General features: G+C 75.9%; 14 protein-coding genes. 11 read left to right on the forward strand and 3 right to left on the reverse strand.

The genetic code is table 11. The annotated features are described in order from the left end of the window. Positions 1-855 carry a fructosamine kinase family protein gene (locus ACZ3I3_RS38710; protein WP_467372470.1) on the reverse strand — a complete coding sequence of 285 codons (855 nt, stop codon included), beginning with the start codon at positions 853-855 and terminating at the stop codon, positions 1-3. A gap of 208 nt (positions 856-1,063) precedes the next feature. Here ACZ3I3_RS38710 and ACZ3I3_RS38715 point away from each other — a divergent pair, with 208 nt between their 5' ends. Continuing rightward, positions 1,064-1,387: a hypothetical protein gene (locus tag ACZ3I3_RS38715; protein WP_467372471.1), complete on the forward strand. Its 324-nt coding sequence runs from the start codon at positions 1,064-1,066 to the stop codon at positions 1,385-1,387. A gap of 117 nt (positions 1,388-1,504) precedes the next feature. On the opposite strand, the gene ACZ3I3_RS38720 is transcribed toward ACZ3I3_RS38715, so the two are convergent. Next, on the reverse strand, positions 1,505-2,038 hold the full coding sequence (locus tag ACZ3I3_RS38720; protein WP_467372472.1) for a hypothetical protein: 534 nt from the start codon (positions 2,036-2,038) through the stop codon (positions 1,505-1,507). 270 nt (positions 2,039-2,308) lie between these two features. On the opposite strand from ACZ3I3_RS38720, the gene ACZ3I3_RS38725 reads away from it, so the two are divergent. From ACZ3I3_RS38725 to rfaE2, 10 genes are all read left to right on the forward strand, one after another. Beyond that, positions 2,309-2,836, forward strand: coding sequence for a hypothetical protein (locus tag ACZ3I3_RS38725; RefSeq protein WP_467372473.1), 528 nt, complete (start codon positions 2,309-2,311; stop codon positions 2,834-2,836). Positions 2,837-3,152: 316 nt separating this feature from the next. After that, the gene (locus ACZ3I3_RS38730) at positions 3,153-4,118 is read left to right on the forward strand and encodes an NAD-dependent epimerase/dehydratase family protein (RefSeq protein ID WP_467372474.1); all 966 of its coding nucleotides are present in this window, start codon (positions 3,153-3,155) and stop codon (positions 4,116-4,118) included. A 69-nt stretch (positions 4,119-4,187) separates the two neighbouring features. Further along, on the forward strand, positions 4,188-5,852 hold the full coding sequence (locus ACZ3I3_RS38735; protein ID WP_467372475.1) for a carbamoyltransferase family protein: 1,665 nt from the start codon (positions 4,188-4,190) through the stop codon (positions 5,850-5,852). Then, entirely contained in the window at positions 5,849-6,922 is a 1,074-nt protein-coding gene (locus tag ACZ3I3_RS38740; protein WP_467372476.1) for a glycosyltransferase family 2 protein, read from the forward strand. Before ACZ3I3_RS38735 ends, ACZ3I3_RS38740 begins: the two co-directional genes overlap by 4 nt. Then, positions 6,919-7,683 carry a D-glycero-alpha-D-manno-heptose-1,7-bisphosphate 7-phosphatase gene (locus tag ACZ3I3_RS38745; protein ID WP_467372477.1) on the forward strand — a complete coding sequence of 255 codons (765 nt, stop codon included), beginning with the start codon at positions 6,919-6,921 and terminating at the stop codon, positions 7,681-7,683. Before ACZ3I3_RS38740 ends, ACZ3I3_RS38745 begins: the two co-directional genes overlap by 4 nt. Then, the gene (locus ACZ3I3_RS38750) at positions 7,680-8,753 is read left to right on the forward strand and encodes a glycosyltransferase family 9 protein (protein ID WP_467372478.1); all 1,074 of its coding nucleotides are present in this window, start codon (positions 7,680-7,682) and stop codon (positions 8,751-8,753) included. Before ACZ3I3_RS38745 ends, ACZ3I3_RS38750 begins: the two co-directional genes overlap by 4 nt. Beyond that, positions 8,750-9,715, forward strand: a complete 966-nt coding sequence (locus ACZ3I3_RS38755; protein WP_399416458.1) for a glycosyltransferase — start codon at positions 8,750-8,752, stop codon at positions 9,713-9,715. Before ACZ3I3_RS38750 ends, ACZ3I3_RS38755 begins: the two co-directional genes overlap by 4 nt. Continuing rightward, the gene (locus ACZ3I3_RS38760; RefSeq protein WP_467372479.1) at positions 9,712-10,989 is read left to right on the forward strand and encodes a glycosyltransferase; all 1,278 of its coding nucleotides are present in this window, start codon (positions 9,712-9,714) and stop codon (positions 10,987-10,989) included. Before ACZ3I3_RS38755 ends, ACZ3I3_RS38760 begins: the two co-directional genes overlap by 4 nt. A gap of 99 nt (positions 10,990-11,088) precedes the next feature. Next, complete coding sequence (locus ACZ3I3_RS38765; RefSeq protein ID WP_467372480.1) at positions 11,089-11,724, forward strand: D-sedoheptulose-7-phosphate isomerase; 636 nt, start codon at positions 11,089-11,091, stop codon at positions 11,722-11,724. Continuing rightward, positions 11,721-13,127, forward strand: coding sequence for a D-glycero-beta-D-manno-heptose 1-phosphate adenylyltransferase (gene rfaE2, locus ACZ3I3_RS38770; protein WP_467372481.1), 1,407 nt, complete (start codon positions 11,721-11,723; stop codon positions 13,125-13,127). Before ACZ3I3_RS38765 ends, rfaE2 begins: the two co-directional genes overlap by 4 nt. A 9-nt stretch (positions 13,128-13,136) precedes the next feature. Here the strand turns inward: rfaE2 and ACZ3I3_RS38775 are convergent, their stop codons facing one another. Then, positions 13,137-14,423: an MFS transporter gene (locus ACZ3I3_RS38775; RefSeq protein WP_467372485.1), complete on the reverse strand. Its 1,287-nt coding sequence runs from the start codon at positions 14,421-14,423 to the stop codon at positions 13,137-13,139. Positions 14,424-14,800 lie beyond the last annotated feature (377 nt).

Here is a 14,800-nt window from a genome sequence, read left to right on the forward strand (position 1 = left end):
TCACCCCGCCAGGGCGCTCCGGGCCACCGCGAGGGCCTGTTCCGCGTAGCCCCGGCCGAACAGCACGGCGTGCACCAGCAGCGGGAACAGCTGGTGCACGCCGACGCGGTCCGCCCAGCCCTCCGCGAGCGGCGCCTCCTGCTGGTAGCCGTCCAGTACCTGCTCCAGGTGCGGGCAGCCGAACAGACGCAGCATCGCCAGATCGGTCTCGCGGTGCCCGCCGTGCGCGGCCGGGTCGATCAGCGAGACGTGCCCGTCGGCCGCCCACAGCACGTTGCCGTTCCACAGGTCGCCGTGCAGCCGAGCGGGCGGTTCGGCGGGCCCCGCCAGCTCCGGCAGCCGCTCGCACAGGCGTTCCACGTCGGTCGCCTCGCCGGGGCGGACGGTGCCCTCGTCGACCGCGCGCCGCAGATAGGGCAGCACGCGATGCTCGGCGTACCAGCCCGGCCAGTCGGCGCCGGGTTCGTTGCGCATCGGGGCGAGCCCGATGTACGCGTCCGCCGGCCCGTCCGGGGGCGGCGCGCCGAACGCGGGCGCCCCGGCGGCGTGCAGGGCGGCCAGGTCACGGCCGAAGCGGACCGCCGCCTCCCGGCTCGGCCGCCCCTGCGTGACCCGGTCGACGACCAGCCAGTTCCCGTCGTGGCCGTGCACGGCCGGTATCCGCACCGTGCCGGCGCCGGCCAGCCAGCGCAGTCCGGCCGCCTCCGCCCGCGCCGCCCCCGAATCGTCGGCGCGCTTGGCGATCACCACCCGCCCGTCGTCGAGCGTGACCTCGGCGAGCGCCCCGGACAGCGGCCGTTCCCCGGTGACCGCCCGCCCGGTGAGCCGGGCCACGACGTCCGCAGGGGTGGTCATACGTGTTCCTCCCTCGTGGGTCGAGCTTGATCGGCACCCAGACTACGACCGCGCCCGAAGGGGCGCGGGGAAGTGCGCGACCAGCCCGTACGGACCCGCAGACGGCACTCGTCCTCTCCGGGACATTCGCCACGCCCCGGTCACGCGGGACGGTGAAATCGCGCCGCCCGCCGACAGAACCGGCCACCGCCGGGGGACCAGTCGGGGTATGACGAGCTCACCGTTCCAGCGCACCATCGCCCTGCCCGCCCCCGTGTGTGAACAGGCCGCACAGCATCTGGAGCAGGCCGCGCACCGGTCCATCGACGGGGCCGCGATCCCCCTGAAGGCGTTCCGCGAGGCCGCCGACAACGACTTCATCCTCCCCGCGCCGGTCGTCGAGCAGGCGGCGGCCTGCCTGCTCGTCCTGGCCACCGAGACCGCCCAGACCGTGCGGCCCTCCGCGCTGCGCGCCACCATCAGCGTCGCGCTGCGGTTGCGGGACGCCGTGGAACTGTCGCATCAGCCGGCTCTCAGCAGCAGGTTCTGGTAAGCCGGGACCGACGACGAAACGGCCGACGACGAAACGGCCGACGACGAAACGGCCGACGACGAAACGGCCGACGACGAAACGGCCGACGACGAAACGGCCGACGACGGAACCCGCGCGTCAGGTTTCGCGGAAGGCGACCTGAACCTGCTTGCGGCGCAGTTCCTCCAGCGTGGCGCGCTGCCGCCGGGCCCGTTCGACGAGGTCGTCGAGGTGCCGCGAGTCCAGGCGCGCGTCCGTGGCGGCCAGATCGCGGAGCGTCTGCCAGCCGGCCATCTTTCCCTCCACCCCCAACCCCATCGCCTCCAGCTCCCACAGCGTGCTCAGCGGGGAGCGCCGTACCAGGGTGCCGTTGCTCTTCAACCGGCCTATCTGCTCGACCGCCCGGCCCGCGTAGACCTTGTAGCGCCGCACCGGGACGTCGAGCCGCCGCATGATGTGCAGCAGGCTCGCCCGGTCCTCGGCGATCTCGGCGGCGACCGGGGCCAGGGCGTCGGCGAGCGCCGTACCCCGACACGAGCGCACCAGATGGCGTATCCGCGCCGTCCCGGCGGTGGCGCCGGCGAGATGGTCGTTGAGGTAGACGCCCAGCAGCGACATGTCGGTGGCCGGAGCACGCCGGGCGCCCGGCGGATCCGTTCGCTGTTCCGTCATGGCAGTGCTCCTGTCCTGCTCCGGCCCGGCCCCGCCCGAAGGCGGCTGGACCAGGGGTTCTCCGGACTTTCCGGCTTGCGGAAGCTGATGCGGGGCGGGTGCCCGGGCCCCTCCCCGCGAAACGGGATCGACGCCCCTGCTCACGAGCCCCGCCTCGATGTGGCCGAGGCCACAACCTGGACGAGGCCCCGATCACGTCCGGGTGCGCGGGGCGGCGGCTACCGTCTACGGGCAGATCCCCGCTTCCCCACCCTTTCGGACGGCCCGGCAGTGCAAGCAGACCTCTCTCCTGTCATAGCGGCGACCGCCCAGTGGCTGACCCGCGCCTTCCCCGCCTCCGGCGGCGCGCTCGCCTCCGCGCTGTGCGAGATGCAGGCCCGCCAGGCCGTCACGGTCGCGGCGTGGCTCAGGTACCCGACGGAGATGGACGCCGCCCTGGTCGGTGTGGCGGGCCCCGGCGGCTCCGCGCGGCTGGACTGGCTCACCGGCGCCGACGCGTCCCTCGGTGACGACGTGGACGCGCACGCCTGGCGCACCTGGGTGGACGAGGTCGTGGCGAGCTGGGCGGCCAGTCTGCTCACCGACCCTGAGCTTGCCGCCCTGGCGGTGGCCGCGCTCGCCGAGGGCAGCCACAGCACCGGCACGACGGCCGAGTTCCGCCGCCTCGTCGCACCCGACGACAGCGACCAGCGCGCCGCCGCCCTCCTGCGCCACCCCGACCTGCTCGCCCCCGTGGCCGACCTCCACCACGCCCAGCTCCTCGCCCGCCTGCACCCGGGCCGCACGCTGATCGCCTGACACCGCCGGCCGTCCGTGCGCCTGCGGCGGCACCCCGGGTTTCGCCGGCCGGTCCGAGGCCTGCCCCGCACGCCGCGTCGCAGGCTGGACGAGCACCCACGTCCAAGCTCTCCAGCCCTGCCCCGACCTGCGCGAACAGTCGGTAACCCCAGCTTCTCACCCTCCGTGACTCACCGGTTTGCCGTACGCGGCCGTGCCGCCGTCGCACCGGCGGCGGACGCTGAGCGTGGGCTCGACGGCCTCCGGCCACCTTCGGCGGCGCGAGGCGTACACCGTCGTGCCGGGCCGTGACGCCGCTGACGGAGGAGAGACCGAGATGACCACCGCCCTCTCACGGAGCTGGGAACACGCCGTCGTCACGGGCGGCGCCGGATTCGTCGGCTCCCACCTGTGCGCCGCCCTGCTGGACGCGGGCGCGGCCGTCACCTGCGTGGACGACTTCTGCACCGGCAGGCCCGAGAACATATCCCCGCTGCTCGAACGGCCCGGCTTCACGCTCGTCCAGGCCAACGTCGCCGAGGGCCTGCGCATCAAGCGGGCGCCCGACCTGGTCCTGCACTTCGCCTCCCCGGCGTCCCCCGCCGACTACCTGCGACTGCCGCTGCACACCATGGAGACGGGCAGCCTCGGCACCCGCAACGCCCTGGAACTCGCACGGTCCTCCCGCGCCCGTTTCGTCCTCGCGTCCACCTCCGAGGTCTACGGCGACCCGCAGCAGAACCCTCAGGACGAGCGCTACTGGGGCAACGTCAACCCGGTCGGCCCGCGCAGCGTCTACGACGAGGCCAAACGCTTCGGGGAGGCGCTGACCACCGCCCACGCCGACACCCACGGCACCGACACCTGCATCGTGCGGCTGTTCAACACCTACGGCCCGCGGATGCGCGGCCACGACGGACGCGCGGTGCCGACCTTCGTACGGCAGGCCCTGGCCGGCGAGCCCCTCACCGTGACCGGCGACGGCCGCCAGACCCGGTCCCTGTGCTACGTCGACGACACCGTGCGCGGCATCCTCGCGGCGGCCGCCCACGGCATGCGCGGCCCCGTCAACATCGGCAACCCGACCGAGATCACCATGCTCGACCTGGCCCGGCTGGTCGTCGAACTCGCCGGTTCCCCGTCGGAGGTCCGCTTCATCGAACGCCCGGTGGACGACCCCGCCGTGCGCTGCCCCGACATCACGCTGGCCCGCGACAAGCTCGGCTGGGAACCGCAGGTGCGCGCCGAGGAAGGGCTGCGGCGCACCATCGCCTGGTTCCGCGAGGACGGAACGGACGACTGACCCGGGCCCGCCCCGGGCCCCGTGCCACGACGACGGACCCATTCCACCCGCCGAAAGGCCGCCCCCCCCATGCGCATCCTCGGAATCAACGCCCTCTTCCACGACCCCGCCGCCGCCCTGGTCATCGACGGGCGGACCGTCGCCGCCGCGGAGGAGGAGCGGTTCTCCCGGCGCAAGCACGGCAAGCGCCCCCTGCCGTTCTCCGCCTGGGAGCTGCCCGAGAAGGCCGCAGCCTGGTGCCTGAAGCGGGCCGGGCTGCGCCCGCAGGACCTCGACGCGGTCACCTACTCCTTCGACCCGGCGCTCGCCCGGCCCGCCGAGGACATGGGCCTGGACGACCCGTGGGACCACCTGCGGCTGATCTACGCCCGTGAGGCGCCCGGATTCCTGCGGACGGCCCTGCCTGGCCTCGCCCCCGGCATCGTCCGCTTCGTGCCCCACCACATGGCCCACGCCGCCTCGAGCGCCTTCGCCGCACCGGACGCCGGCGACTCCTCCGTCCTGGTCCTGGACGGCCGCGGCGAACGCGCCTCCCACCTGGCCGCGCGCCGCGTCGGCGACCGGCTGGAGGCGCTGCACGCCCAGGACCTGCCGCACTCGCTCGGCCTCGTCTACGAGGAACTCACCGAACACCTCGGCTTCCTGCGCTCCTCCGACGAGTTCAAGGTGATGGCCCTCGCCTCCCACGGCACTCCGCGCATGCTCACCGAACTGCGCCGCCACGTGTACCCGACCGGCGACGGCGGCTTCCACGCCACCGGCGTGCCGTGGCAGGAGCTGTGCGCGCCGCGCGGGCCCGACGAGCCGTGGACGCAGGACCACGCCGACGTCGCCGCCAGCGCCCAGGCCGTGCTGGAGGAGACCCTGCTCGACCTCGTGCGCTGGCTGCACGGCCGGACCCACGACCGGGTGCTCACCCTCGCCGGCGGCGTCGCCCTCAACTGCGTCGCCAACTCCCGTATCGCACGCGAGGGCCCCTTCTCCCGGGTGTGGGTGCAGCCCGCCGCCGGAGACGCCGGTACCGCCCTGGGCGGCGCCCTGCTGCTGTCCGCCGGCGAGGGCGACGAACCGGAGCCCATGACCGGCGCCGACCTCGGCCGGGACTGGTCCGACGCGGAGCTCGGAGCCTGGCTGAAGACGGCCGCCGTGCCCTTCGAACGGCCCCCGGACATCGCCGCCACCGTCGCCCGCGCCCTCGCCGACAACGCGATCGTCGCCTGGTTCCAGGGCCGCTCCGAATACGGCCCCCGGGCGCTCGGCCACCGCTCCCTGCTCGCCCACCCCGGGCACGCGGGCAACCTGGAACGGCTCAACGACGTCAAGGGCCGCGAGCAGTTCCGGCCCGTCGCCCCGATGGTCCTCGCCGACCGCGCCGCCGAGATCTTCGACGGCCCGCTGCCCAGCCCGTACATGCTGTTCGTGCACGACGTCGCGAAGGAGTGGCGGGACCGCATCCCGGCCGTCGTCCACGTCGACGGCACCGCCCGCATCCAGACCGTCGACCCGGCCCGCGAACCGCTCGTGGCCCGCATGCTCGGCGAGTTCGAGCGGCTCACCGGGCTGCCCGTGGTCGTCAACACCAGTCTCAACACCGCCGGGCGGCCCATGGTCGACGACCCGCGCGACGCCCTGGAGTGCTTCGGCTCCTCGCCCGTCGATCTGCTTGCCATCGGCCCGTACGCCATCCGCCGCGGTGACCTGTTCCGTACCGAGGACGCCGGAGGCCTGCGATGACCGAGCCCGAAGCCCGTGCAAGGGACGCCGAGTACGCCGTCGTGGTCCCGACCCTCGGACGGCCCAGCCTGCGCGTGTGCCTGCACGCCCTGGCCGAGGCGAGCGGACCGGGGCCGGTCCGGGTGGTCCTCGTCGACGACCGGCCCGGCGCGGCCGGCCCGCCCCTCACCGCCGACGTCCCGCCGTCCCTGCGCTCGCGCACCATCGTCGTACCCGGCGGGGCGCGCGGACCCGCCGCCGCACGCAACCTCGGTTGGCGGGCGGCCGGTGACGTGCCCTGGATCGTCTTCCTCGACGACGACGTCGTACCCGGGCCCACCTGGGGCGACGACCTGACGCTCGACCTGTCCGCGGCGACGGATCGGACCGCCGGGATCACCGCCCGGATCGAGGTGCCGCTGCCCGCCGACCGCCGCCCCACCGACTGGGAACGCAACACGGCCGGACTCGCCGGCGCCCGCTGGATCACCGCGGACATGGCGTACCGCCGGGCCGCGCTGGCCGCCGTCGGCGGATTCGACGAGCGCTTCCGGCGTGCCTTCCGGGAGGACGCCGACCTGGCCCTGCGCGTCCTCGACGCCGGCTGGACCCTCACCACGGGCCGGCGCACCACCACCCACCCCGTGCGGCCGGCCGGGCGCTGGACCTCCCTCCGTCTCCAGGCCGGCAACGCCGACGACGTGCTGATGACCCGGCTGCACGGCCGCCACTGGTGGCGCCGGGCGGAGACGCCCCGCGGCCGGCTGCCCCTGCACCTCGCCCTGACCGGGGCGGGAGTGACGGCGCTCGGCTGCGCCCTGCTCGGCCGGCACCGACCGGCCGGGGCCTGCGGCGCCGCATGGCTGGCCGGCACGGCCGAGTTCGCCCTGGCCCGGATCCTGCCCGGGCCGCGCACCCGCGACGAGGTGCTCACCATGGCCGTGACCAGCGCGCTCATCCCGCCGACCGCGACCTGGCACTGGCTGCGCGGGCGGCTCGCGCACCGCACGGCCCGGCCGCTCACCCCGCTCGGGACCGGCGAGCCGGCGCCCGCGCCCCGCCCGGTGGCCAGGGAACGGCTGCGGTCATGACCCGCCCCACCGGCCCATGGCTGCTCTCCGGAGCGAACGGGCCCACCGGCGTACGGCGGCCTCCGCACGAGCCCGGCGGCCCGCTCCCCGCGGCTGTCCTCTTCGACCGCGACGGCACGCTCGTCGCCGACGTCCCCTACAACGGGGACCCGGCGCGGGTCGCGCTCATGCCTGGCGCGCGGGAGGCCGTCGGCGCCGTGCGCGCCGCGGGGATCCCCGTCGGCGTCGTGACCAACCAGTCGGGCGTGGCCCGTGGGCTGCTGACCCCTCGCCAGGTCGAGGACGTACGCCTGCGCGTGGAGGAGCTGCTCGGACCGTTCGCCGTCTGGGCCGTGTGCCCGCACGGGCCGGGGGAGGGCTGCGGCTGCCGCAAGCCCGCCCCCGGACTGGTCCTGGCCGCGTGCCGCCGGCTCGGTGTGCCGCCCGAACGCGCCGTCGTCATCGGCGACATCGGGGCCGACATGGAGGCCGCGCGTGCCGCCGGGGCCCGCGGCATCCTGGTCCCCACGCCCGTCACCCGCCCCGAGGAGACCACGGCGGCCGACACCACGGCGGCCGACCTGCTCGCCGCGGTCCGTCTCGCCCTCGACCCGGCCCCGGTCGCCGCGCAGGCGGGACCGCCACGGCCGGATCCCGGCAGGGCGACGGGGGAGTGGCGGAGCAGCCCGGCCGGGCCGGCCGGCGAACCGCGCCGCCACCGGGCCGCGCCGGCGGCGGTACCGCGCGGTCACCCCGCTCTGCCGACGGGGGAGCCGCGATGACCCCCTTCCGTTCCCGCAGCCGCCTGCCCCGGACCCTCGTCGTCCGCCTCGACAGCGCCGGAGACGTGCTCCTGGCCGGGCCCGCCGTGCGGGCCGTCGCGGCCGGATCCTCGTACACGGCGCTGCTGTGCGGGCCGCAGGGTGCCGCGGCCGGGCGGATGCTGCCCGGCGCGGACGACGTGCTGACCTACGACGCCCCCTGGGTCGGGCTGGAGCCGCCGCCGGTCACCCGGACGGCCACCCGCCGGCTGATGGAGACGCTCACGGCGGGCCGCTTCGACCGGGCGCTCGTCCTCGTGTCGTACCACCAGAGCCCCCTGCCGATCGCCCTGCTGCTGAGACTCGCCGGGATCGGCTGGACCGCCGCCGACAGCGAGGACTACCCGGGCGCACTGCTCGACCTGCGGCACCGCAGAGCGCCGCGCCGCCACGAGGCCCTGGCCGCCCTCGACCTGGCCCGCGCCGCCGGCTACGCCCTGCCGCCCGGCGACGACGGCGGACTGCGCGTCACACCGCCGCCCCCCACCACCCACCTCACCGGCCCCGGGCCGTACGTCGTCGTCCACCCCGGCGCCGCCGTCCCCGCCCGCGCCTGGACCCCCGGCCGGGCGGCACGGGCCGTCGCCGCCCTGTCCGCCGAGGGATACCGGGTCGTCGTCACCGGGGGCCGCGCCGAGCGGGACCTGACCGCGCGCGTCGCCGGACGGCACGCCCTGGACCTCGGCGGCGCCACCGACCTGCCGCACCTGGCCGGAGTCCTCGCCGGGGCGCGGGCCGTGGTGGCCGGGAACACCGGCCCCGCCCATCTCGCCGCCGCCGTCGGCACACCCGTCGTCAGCCTCTTCGCACCGGTCGTGCCCGCCGAACGGTGGGCCCCCTACGGCGTACCCCACGTCCTGCTCGGCGACCGGCACGCCGCGTGTGCGCACACCCGGGCCCGGCACTGCCCCGTGCCGGGACACCCCTGCCTGGACGGCATCGCCGACGCCGAGGTGCTCGCCGCCGTGGCGGCCCTCACGGACGACCCGGCGGACCAGGGAGAACAGACGGAGCGAGGAGCGGCCGTATGAACATCCTGCTGTGGCACGTGCACGGCTCCTGGACGACCGCTTTCGTCCAGGGCCCGCACACCTACGTCGTCCCCGTCACCCCGGGCCGCGACCCGGACGGCCTCGGACGGGCCCGCACCTTCTCCTGGCCCGCCTCGGTCCGCGAAGCCACCCCTGAGGAACTCCGCGACACGCCCGTCGACCTGGTCGTCCTGCAACGCCCGCACGAACTCGAGCTGGCCGAGCGGTGGCTCGGCGGACGCCGCCCCGGCCGGGACGTGCCCGCGCTGTACCTGGAGCACAACGCGCCCGACGGCGCCGTACCGGACACCCGGCATCCGTGCGCCGACCGCGACGACCTGACGATCGTGCACGTCACCCACTTCAACCGGCTGTTCTGGGACTGCGGCACCACCCGCACCGAGGTCGTCGAACACGGCATCGTCGACCCCGGCCACCGCTACACCGGCCGGCTCGCCCGCGCCGCCGTCGTCGTCAACGAACCCGTGCGACGCGCCCGGTACACCGGCACGGACCTGCTGCCCGCCCTGGCCGAGGCCGTGCCGCTCGACGTGTTCGGCATGGGCACCGAGGGCCTGGCCGGCCGGCTCGGCCTGCCACCGGACCGGTGCCGCACCGCCGACCTGCCGCAGAGCGAACTGCACACGGCGCTGGCCGAACGCCGCATGTACCTGCACCCGGTGCGCTGGACCTCCCTCGGCCTGTCCCTGCTGGAGGCGATGCACCTCGGCCTGCCCGTCCTGGCCCTCGCCACCACCGGCGCCGTCGAGGCCGTCCCGCCCGGCGCGGGCACCCTCTCCACGCGCCCCGACGTCCTGGCCCGCGTCGCCCGCCGCTACCTCCACGAACCCGAGGCCGCGGCCGCGGACGGAGCCCGCGCCCGGCAGGCGGCCCTCGAACGCTACGGGCTCAAGCGCTTCCTGGCCGACTGGGAGCGCCTGATCACGGAGGTGTGCTCATGACCCCGTCCCTCAGCCCCTTCCCCACCGGGCCGCTCGGCGGCGACCCCCTCGACCCGGGTGTCCTCGCGATCGCGCTCGTCTCCGAGCACGCGAGTCCGCTCGCCGCGCTCGGCGGGGTCGACGCCGGCGGCCAGAACGTCCACGTCGCCTGCCTCGCCGGGGCGCTCGCCGACCGGGGCCACCGCGTCACCGTCTACACCCGCCGGGACGCGCCCGACCTGCCCTGCCGGGTGGAGCTGCGCGACGGCGTCGAGGTGCACCACGTCCCCGCCGGACCGGCCGAACCGCTCCCCAAGGACGAACTCCTGCCGCACATGGGAGAGTTCGGCCGCTACCTGGCACGCTGCTGGCGCACCCGGGCCCCCGACCTCGTGCACTCGCACTACTGGATGTCGGGCCTGGCCGCGCTCCGGGCGACCCGCGCGCACGGGCTGCCCCTGCTGCACACGTACCACGCCCTCGGCACCGTGAAGCGACGGCACCAGCGCCACGCCGACACCAGCCCGCCCGAGCGGATCCCCGGCGAGACCGAGATCGGGCTGGGCTGCGACCGCGTCGTCGCCACCTGCCGGGACGAGGCCGCCGAACTGACCCGCATGGGCATACCCTCGCACAAGATCGGCATCGTGCCGTGCGGCGTCGACCCCGACCGGTTCACCCCCAAGGGCCCGGCCGCGCCACGCGGACCGTACCCGCACCGGCTGCTCCAGCTGGGCCGGCTGGTGCCGCGCAAGGGCGCCGCGGTGGCCGTCGCGGCGCTGGCCCGGCTGCCCGGCACCGAGCTCGTCGTCGTCGGCGGACCGCCCGCGGACCGGCTCGACGACGACCCGGAGGTGCGCCGGCTGCGCGGCATCGCCCGCGACGCCGGAGTCGCCGACCGGGTCCGCTTCACCGGCGCCGTGCCCAGCGAGGAGGTGCCGCCGCTGCTGCGCTCCGCCGACGTCGTGGTGTGCCCCGCCGACTACGAGCCCTTCGGCATCGTCCCGCTGGAGGCCATGGCGTGCGGCGTGCCCGTCGTCGCCAGCGCGGTCGGCGGGCAGCTCGACACCGTCGCCGACCCGGGCACGGGACGGCTGGTGCCGCCCCGCGACCCCGAGGCCCTGGCCCGCGCCGTCGCCGGCCTGCTCGCCGACCCGGCGGCCCGCGAGGCCTGCGGGGCGGCCGGCCGCCGCCGGGTCCTGAGCCGCTACGGCTGGGGCCAGGTCGCCGCGGCCACCGAGACGGCCTACTGCGAGGTCCTCGACGCCGAGCCCGCCGCGACGGGCGCCGGCTGACCCGATCCGTCCCCGACCCGCCGGCCGCGGCCGACGCCCGAAGACCGAAGGAGGTGCGGGTCCGCCGCCGTCCACCGGGCGGCGGCACGCCCGAACAGCATGAGCGAACACCCTGCACACCCCGCGCTCGATGCCGCCCGCCTGCACTGCCGGTCACTGGAAGAGGCACTCGGCCGGTTCCGCTCGCACGGCCTCGAACAGATCGCGGACTGGGGCAGCCGGCTCGCCGACGTCCTCACCGGCGGCGGCCGCCTGCTCGCCGCGGGCAACGGCGGCAGCGCCGCCCAGGCCCAGCACCTCACCGCCGAACTGGTCGGCCGCTACCGCCAGGAACGCCGCGCCTACTCCGCGCTCGCCCTGCACGCCGAGACCTCCAGCATGACCGCCATCGGCAACGACTACGGCTTCGACCACGTCTACGCCCGCCAGGTCACCGCCCACGGCCGCCCCGGCGACATCCTGATGCTGCTGTCCACCTCCGGCCGCAGCGCCAACGTCATCGCGGCGGCCGTGACCGCCCGGCAGGCCGGACTGCGCGTGTGGGCGCTCACGGGCCGCGGCCCGAACCCCCTCGCGGAAGCCGCCCACGAAGCCCTCTGCGTCGACGCCGCCAGCACCGCGAACGTCCAGGAGACCCACCTCGTCGCCGTCCACCTGCTCTGCGAGTGCTTCGACACGGCCGTGTCCACACCGCTCGCACGGCGCACGGTCCTCACCCACGGGAGCACCTCATGACCGGACCGGAACCGCTCGCGGTCGTCGGGGACGTCCTCCTCGACGAGGACATCGAAGGCGTCTCCACCCGGCTCTCCCCGGACGCCCCCGCCCCCGTCGTCGACGTCACCGGCGACCGGCGGCACCCCGGAGGAGCCGGACTGGCCGCCGCCCTCGCCGCCCGCGGCGGCCGGGACGTGGTCCTGGTGACCGCGCTCGGCGACGACGACGCCAGCGAGGCCGTACGGCGTGACCTGCGCGGCCGGGTCCGGCTGCTGGAGCTCCCGCTCAAGGGCACCCTGCCGGTCAAGACGCGCGTCCTCGCGGGCGGCCGGCCCGTCGTCCGCATCGACCGGGGCGGTGGCACCCCCGGCGAACCCGACGGCGCGGTCCGCGAGGCCCTGGCGAACGCCCGCGCGATCCTGGTCGCCGACTACGGACGCCACACAGCCGGCGCCCTGCGGCCGTACCTGGAGGAGATCGCCCGCCGCACCCCCCTGGTGTGGGACCCGCACCCCCAGGGCGACCCGCCCGTGCCCGGAGCCCGGCTCGTCACCCCCAACGCGGCGGAGGCACGAGCCCTGTACCCGGGCTCCGGAGGGACGTCACTGGGCGCGTACGCCGAGCGCGGGACGCGGCTCGCGGAGCGCTGGCGCGCCGCCGGAGTCGCCGTCACCCTCGGTGACCGCGGGGTGCTGCTGGCCCGGCCCGGCTCCGGTACGCCGATGCTCGTGCCCGTGCCCTACCGGGCCGCGGGGGACCCGTGCGGCGCGGGCGACTGCTTCGCCGCGACGACGGCGGCGGCCCTCGCCGACGGCCTGCTCCCCGAGGAGGCGCTGCAACGGGCGGTCGCCGAGGCCGCCGCGTTCGTCGCGGCCGGCGGTGCGGGCAACCCCGACCTGTGGCGGACCGAGCCGCCGCCCGGTCCCGCGGACGACGCCGCGACCGACGCGTTCGCCCTCGCGGAGAGCGTCCGTGCCCGCGGCGGCACCGTGGTCGCCACCGGCGGCTGCTTCGACCTGGTGCACGCCGGTCACGTCGGCCTGCTGGAGAGCGCCCGGCGCATCGGCGACTGCCTCATCGTGTGCCTGAACTCCGACGCGTCCGTCACCCGCCGCAAGGGCCCGGGCCGCCCGCTCAACCCGGCGGCGGACCGCGCCCGCGTCCTCGCCGCGCTCGGCAGCGTCGACGCCGTCGTGGTCTTCGAGGAGGACACCCCCGAGGCGGTGCTGACCCGGCTGCGCCCGGACGTCTGGGTCAAGGGCGGCGACTACTCCGTCCAGGACCTGCCCGAGGCCGAGACGCTGCGCACCTGGGGCGGCCAGGCCGTGGTCCTGCCGTACCTCGACGGCCGCTCCACGACCCTGCTGACCCGCCGGGCGGCTAAGGCGGCGACGACGGCCCTGCGGCCGTCGGGCTCCTGAGGGGCCCGGTCAGGCCGCCGTGCTGAGCGCCGGCTGCCCGTGGACGTCGCCCTCCTCCGTCCGGATCACCACCGGCGTGGTGGCGCGGCGCTGCCGCAGCAGATAGCCCGCGCCGATCGAGCCGGCGATGAGCAGTCCGCCGGTGACGAGGGCGCCACGGGCGCCGGCCAGTTCCATCAGGAGGCCGAGCGCGGGCGGGCCGCCCAGGCTCCACACCGTGCCGATGCTGCCCCACACGCCCAGCACACGACCCCGCAGGTGGGCGGGCGGGTCGGTCTGGAGGACGGCCGTGCCGGCGGTGTCGGAGACGGACTCCACCACCGCCATCGGCAGCACGAGCAGGATCAGCACCGCGAGCGACGGCGACAGCCCCGCCACCACCTGGAGCAGCCCCCCGGCCGCCGCCAGCGCCCCCACGAGCCGCACGGACGGCCGGCGCATCCGGGCGCCGAGGAGAGCGCCGAGGATGCCACCGACGGCGAGCACGGTCGAGACGGTGCCGAACGAACCGGCGCCACCCGCGAGCGGCCCGGTGACGAGCACGGCCAGGGTGAGCCCGTAGTTGCGGCCGAACACCGCGCTGATCCCGGTCACCCCGGCGAGCGCCATCAGACGCGGCCGGCGCGCGAAGAAGGCCAGCCCCTCGCGCACGGACATGTCCGAGCCGGTGCGCTTCGGGCCCGCGGCGACCTCCCGCACCGCTCCGGGAGCCGGCCGCAGGAACGGAATGACCGAGGCCACGAACAGGAACGACACGCCGTTCGCGAAGTAGGCCGCGGACGTGCCGAGGAATCCCACGGCCACACCGGCCATGGCCGCTCCCACGAGCCTGCCGGACTGGTGCACCAGCGCCCCGACCCCGATGGCCGAGGGCACGTCCTCCGCCGGGACGAGATCGTTGCCCAGCAGCGCGCACGCCGGGTTGTCGACGGTCGCCACGACACCCGTGAGGGCGGCCAGCACCATCAGGGAGGTCATGTCGAGCTTGTCCAGCGCCACGAGAACGGCCGTCGTGAAGGCGATCGCGCCGAGCAGCGCCTGGCTCACGGCCGCCGTCAGCTTGCGGGGCCACCGGTCGACGGCCGCGCCGCCGAGGACGCTCATCAGCAGGGCAGGGGCCGCCTGCACGGACATGGACAGCCCCGTCGCGGCGGCGGACCCGGTGATCTGCAGGACCAGCAGGTTCTGCACCGTGAGCTGCATCCACGTACCGGCGTTCGACACGAAGTTCGCGACGGACCACCAGCGCATGCTGCGGTACCGCAGCGACCGCCAGGGCGAGCGCGAGACGGGCAGGGCAGGGGAGGGCGACGAAGACACAGTGCGGTACTCGCAAGACGAGTCCGAGGACTCAGGAGGAGGGGGACGAGGGAAACGAGAAGCACCGGCTGCGCTGCGCGGTGGCTCCCCTCGCCGGGTACGGCGCCGACCATCGTGGCAGAGGGAACCCCCGAGTCGGCTCCATCCACACCTCGTCCGCTTCCTTCACACTTCCCAACCGCCTCCGGGCCGGGGTCATTTGGGGTTGCGAGTGTGGTTGATCACAGTTGTCGATCAAGGACCTCGCCGTGGGGGGGCGGCGCTGGTGCGAGGCCCAACACACAACCAAGACTGCCCCGGCCGGCGGGGGCCGGGGCCTGAGGGCGGCGGGAGAGGCGCCGGGGACCCGCCGC

It is taken from the genome of Streptomyces sp. NPDC016851, assembly GCF_055562795.1.

Bases quoted from the DNA above. Each gene is read 5' to 3' on its own strand.
- ACZ3I3_RS38735 (WP_467372475.1), top strand. From the start codon at position 4,188: ATGCGCATCCTCGGAATCAACGCCCTCTTCCACGACCCCGCCGCCGCC.
- ACZ3I3_RS38745 (WP_467372477.1), top strand. From the start codon at position 6,919: ATGACCCGCCCCACCGGCCCATGGCTGCTCTCCGGAGCGAACGGGCCC.
- ACZ3I3_RS38720 (WP_467372472.1), bottom strand. From the start codon at position 2,038: ATGACGGAACAGCGAACGGATCCGCCGGGCGCCCGGCGTGCTCCGGCC.
- ACZ3I3_RS38765 (WP_467372480.1), top strand. From the start codon at position 11,089: ATGAGCGAACACCCTGCACACCCCGCGCTCGATGCCGCCCGCCTGCAC.
- ACZ3I3_RS38730 (WP_467372474.1), top strand. From the start codon at position 3,153: ATGACCACCGCCCTCTCACGGAGCTGGGAACACGCCGTCGTCACGGGC.
- ACZ3I3_RS38760 (WP_467372479.1), top strand. From the start codon at position 9,712: ATGACCCCGTCCCTCAGCCCCTTCCCCACCGGGCCGCTCGGCGGCGAC.
- rfaE2 (WP_467372481.1), top strand. From the start codon at position 11,721: ATGACCGGACCGGAACCGCTCGCGGTCGTCGGGGACGTCCTCCTCGAC.
- ACZ3I3_RS38740 (WP_467372476.1), top strand. From the start codon at position 5,849: ATGACCGAGCCCGAAGCCCGTGCAAGGGACGCCGAGTACGCCGTCGTG.
- ACZ3I3_RS38715 (WP_467372471.1), top strand. From the start codon at position 1,064: ATGACGAGCTCACCGTTCCAGCGCACCATCGCCCTGCCCGCCCCCGTG.
- ACZ3I3_RS38750 (WP_467372478.1), top strand. From the start codon at position 7,680: ATGACCCCCTTCCGTTCCCGCAGCCGCCTGCCCCGGACCCTCGTCGTC.
- ACZ3I3_RS38710 (WP_467372470.1), bottom strand. From the start codon at position 855: ATGACCACCCCTGCGGACGTCGTGGCCCGGCTCACCGGGCGGGCGGTC.
- ACZ3I3_RS38755 (WP_399416458.1), top strand. From the start codon at position 8,750: ATGAACATCCTGCTGTGGCACGTGCACGGCTCCTGGACGACCGCTTTC.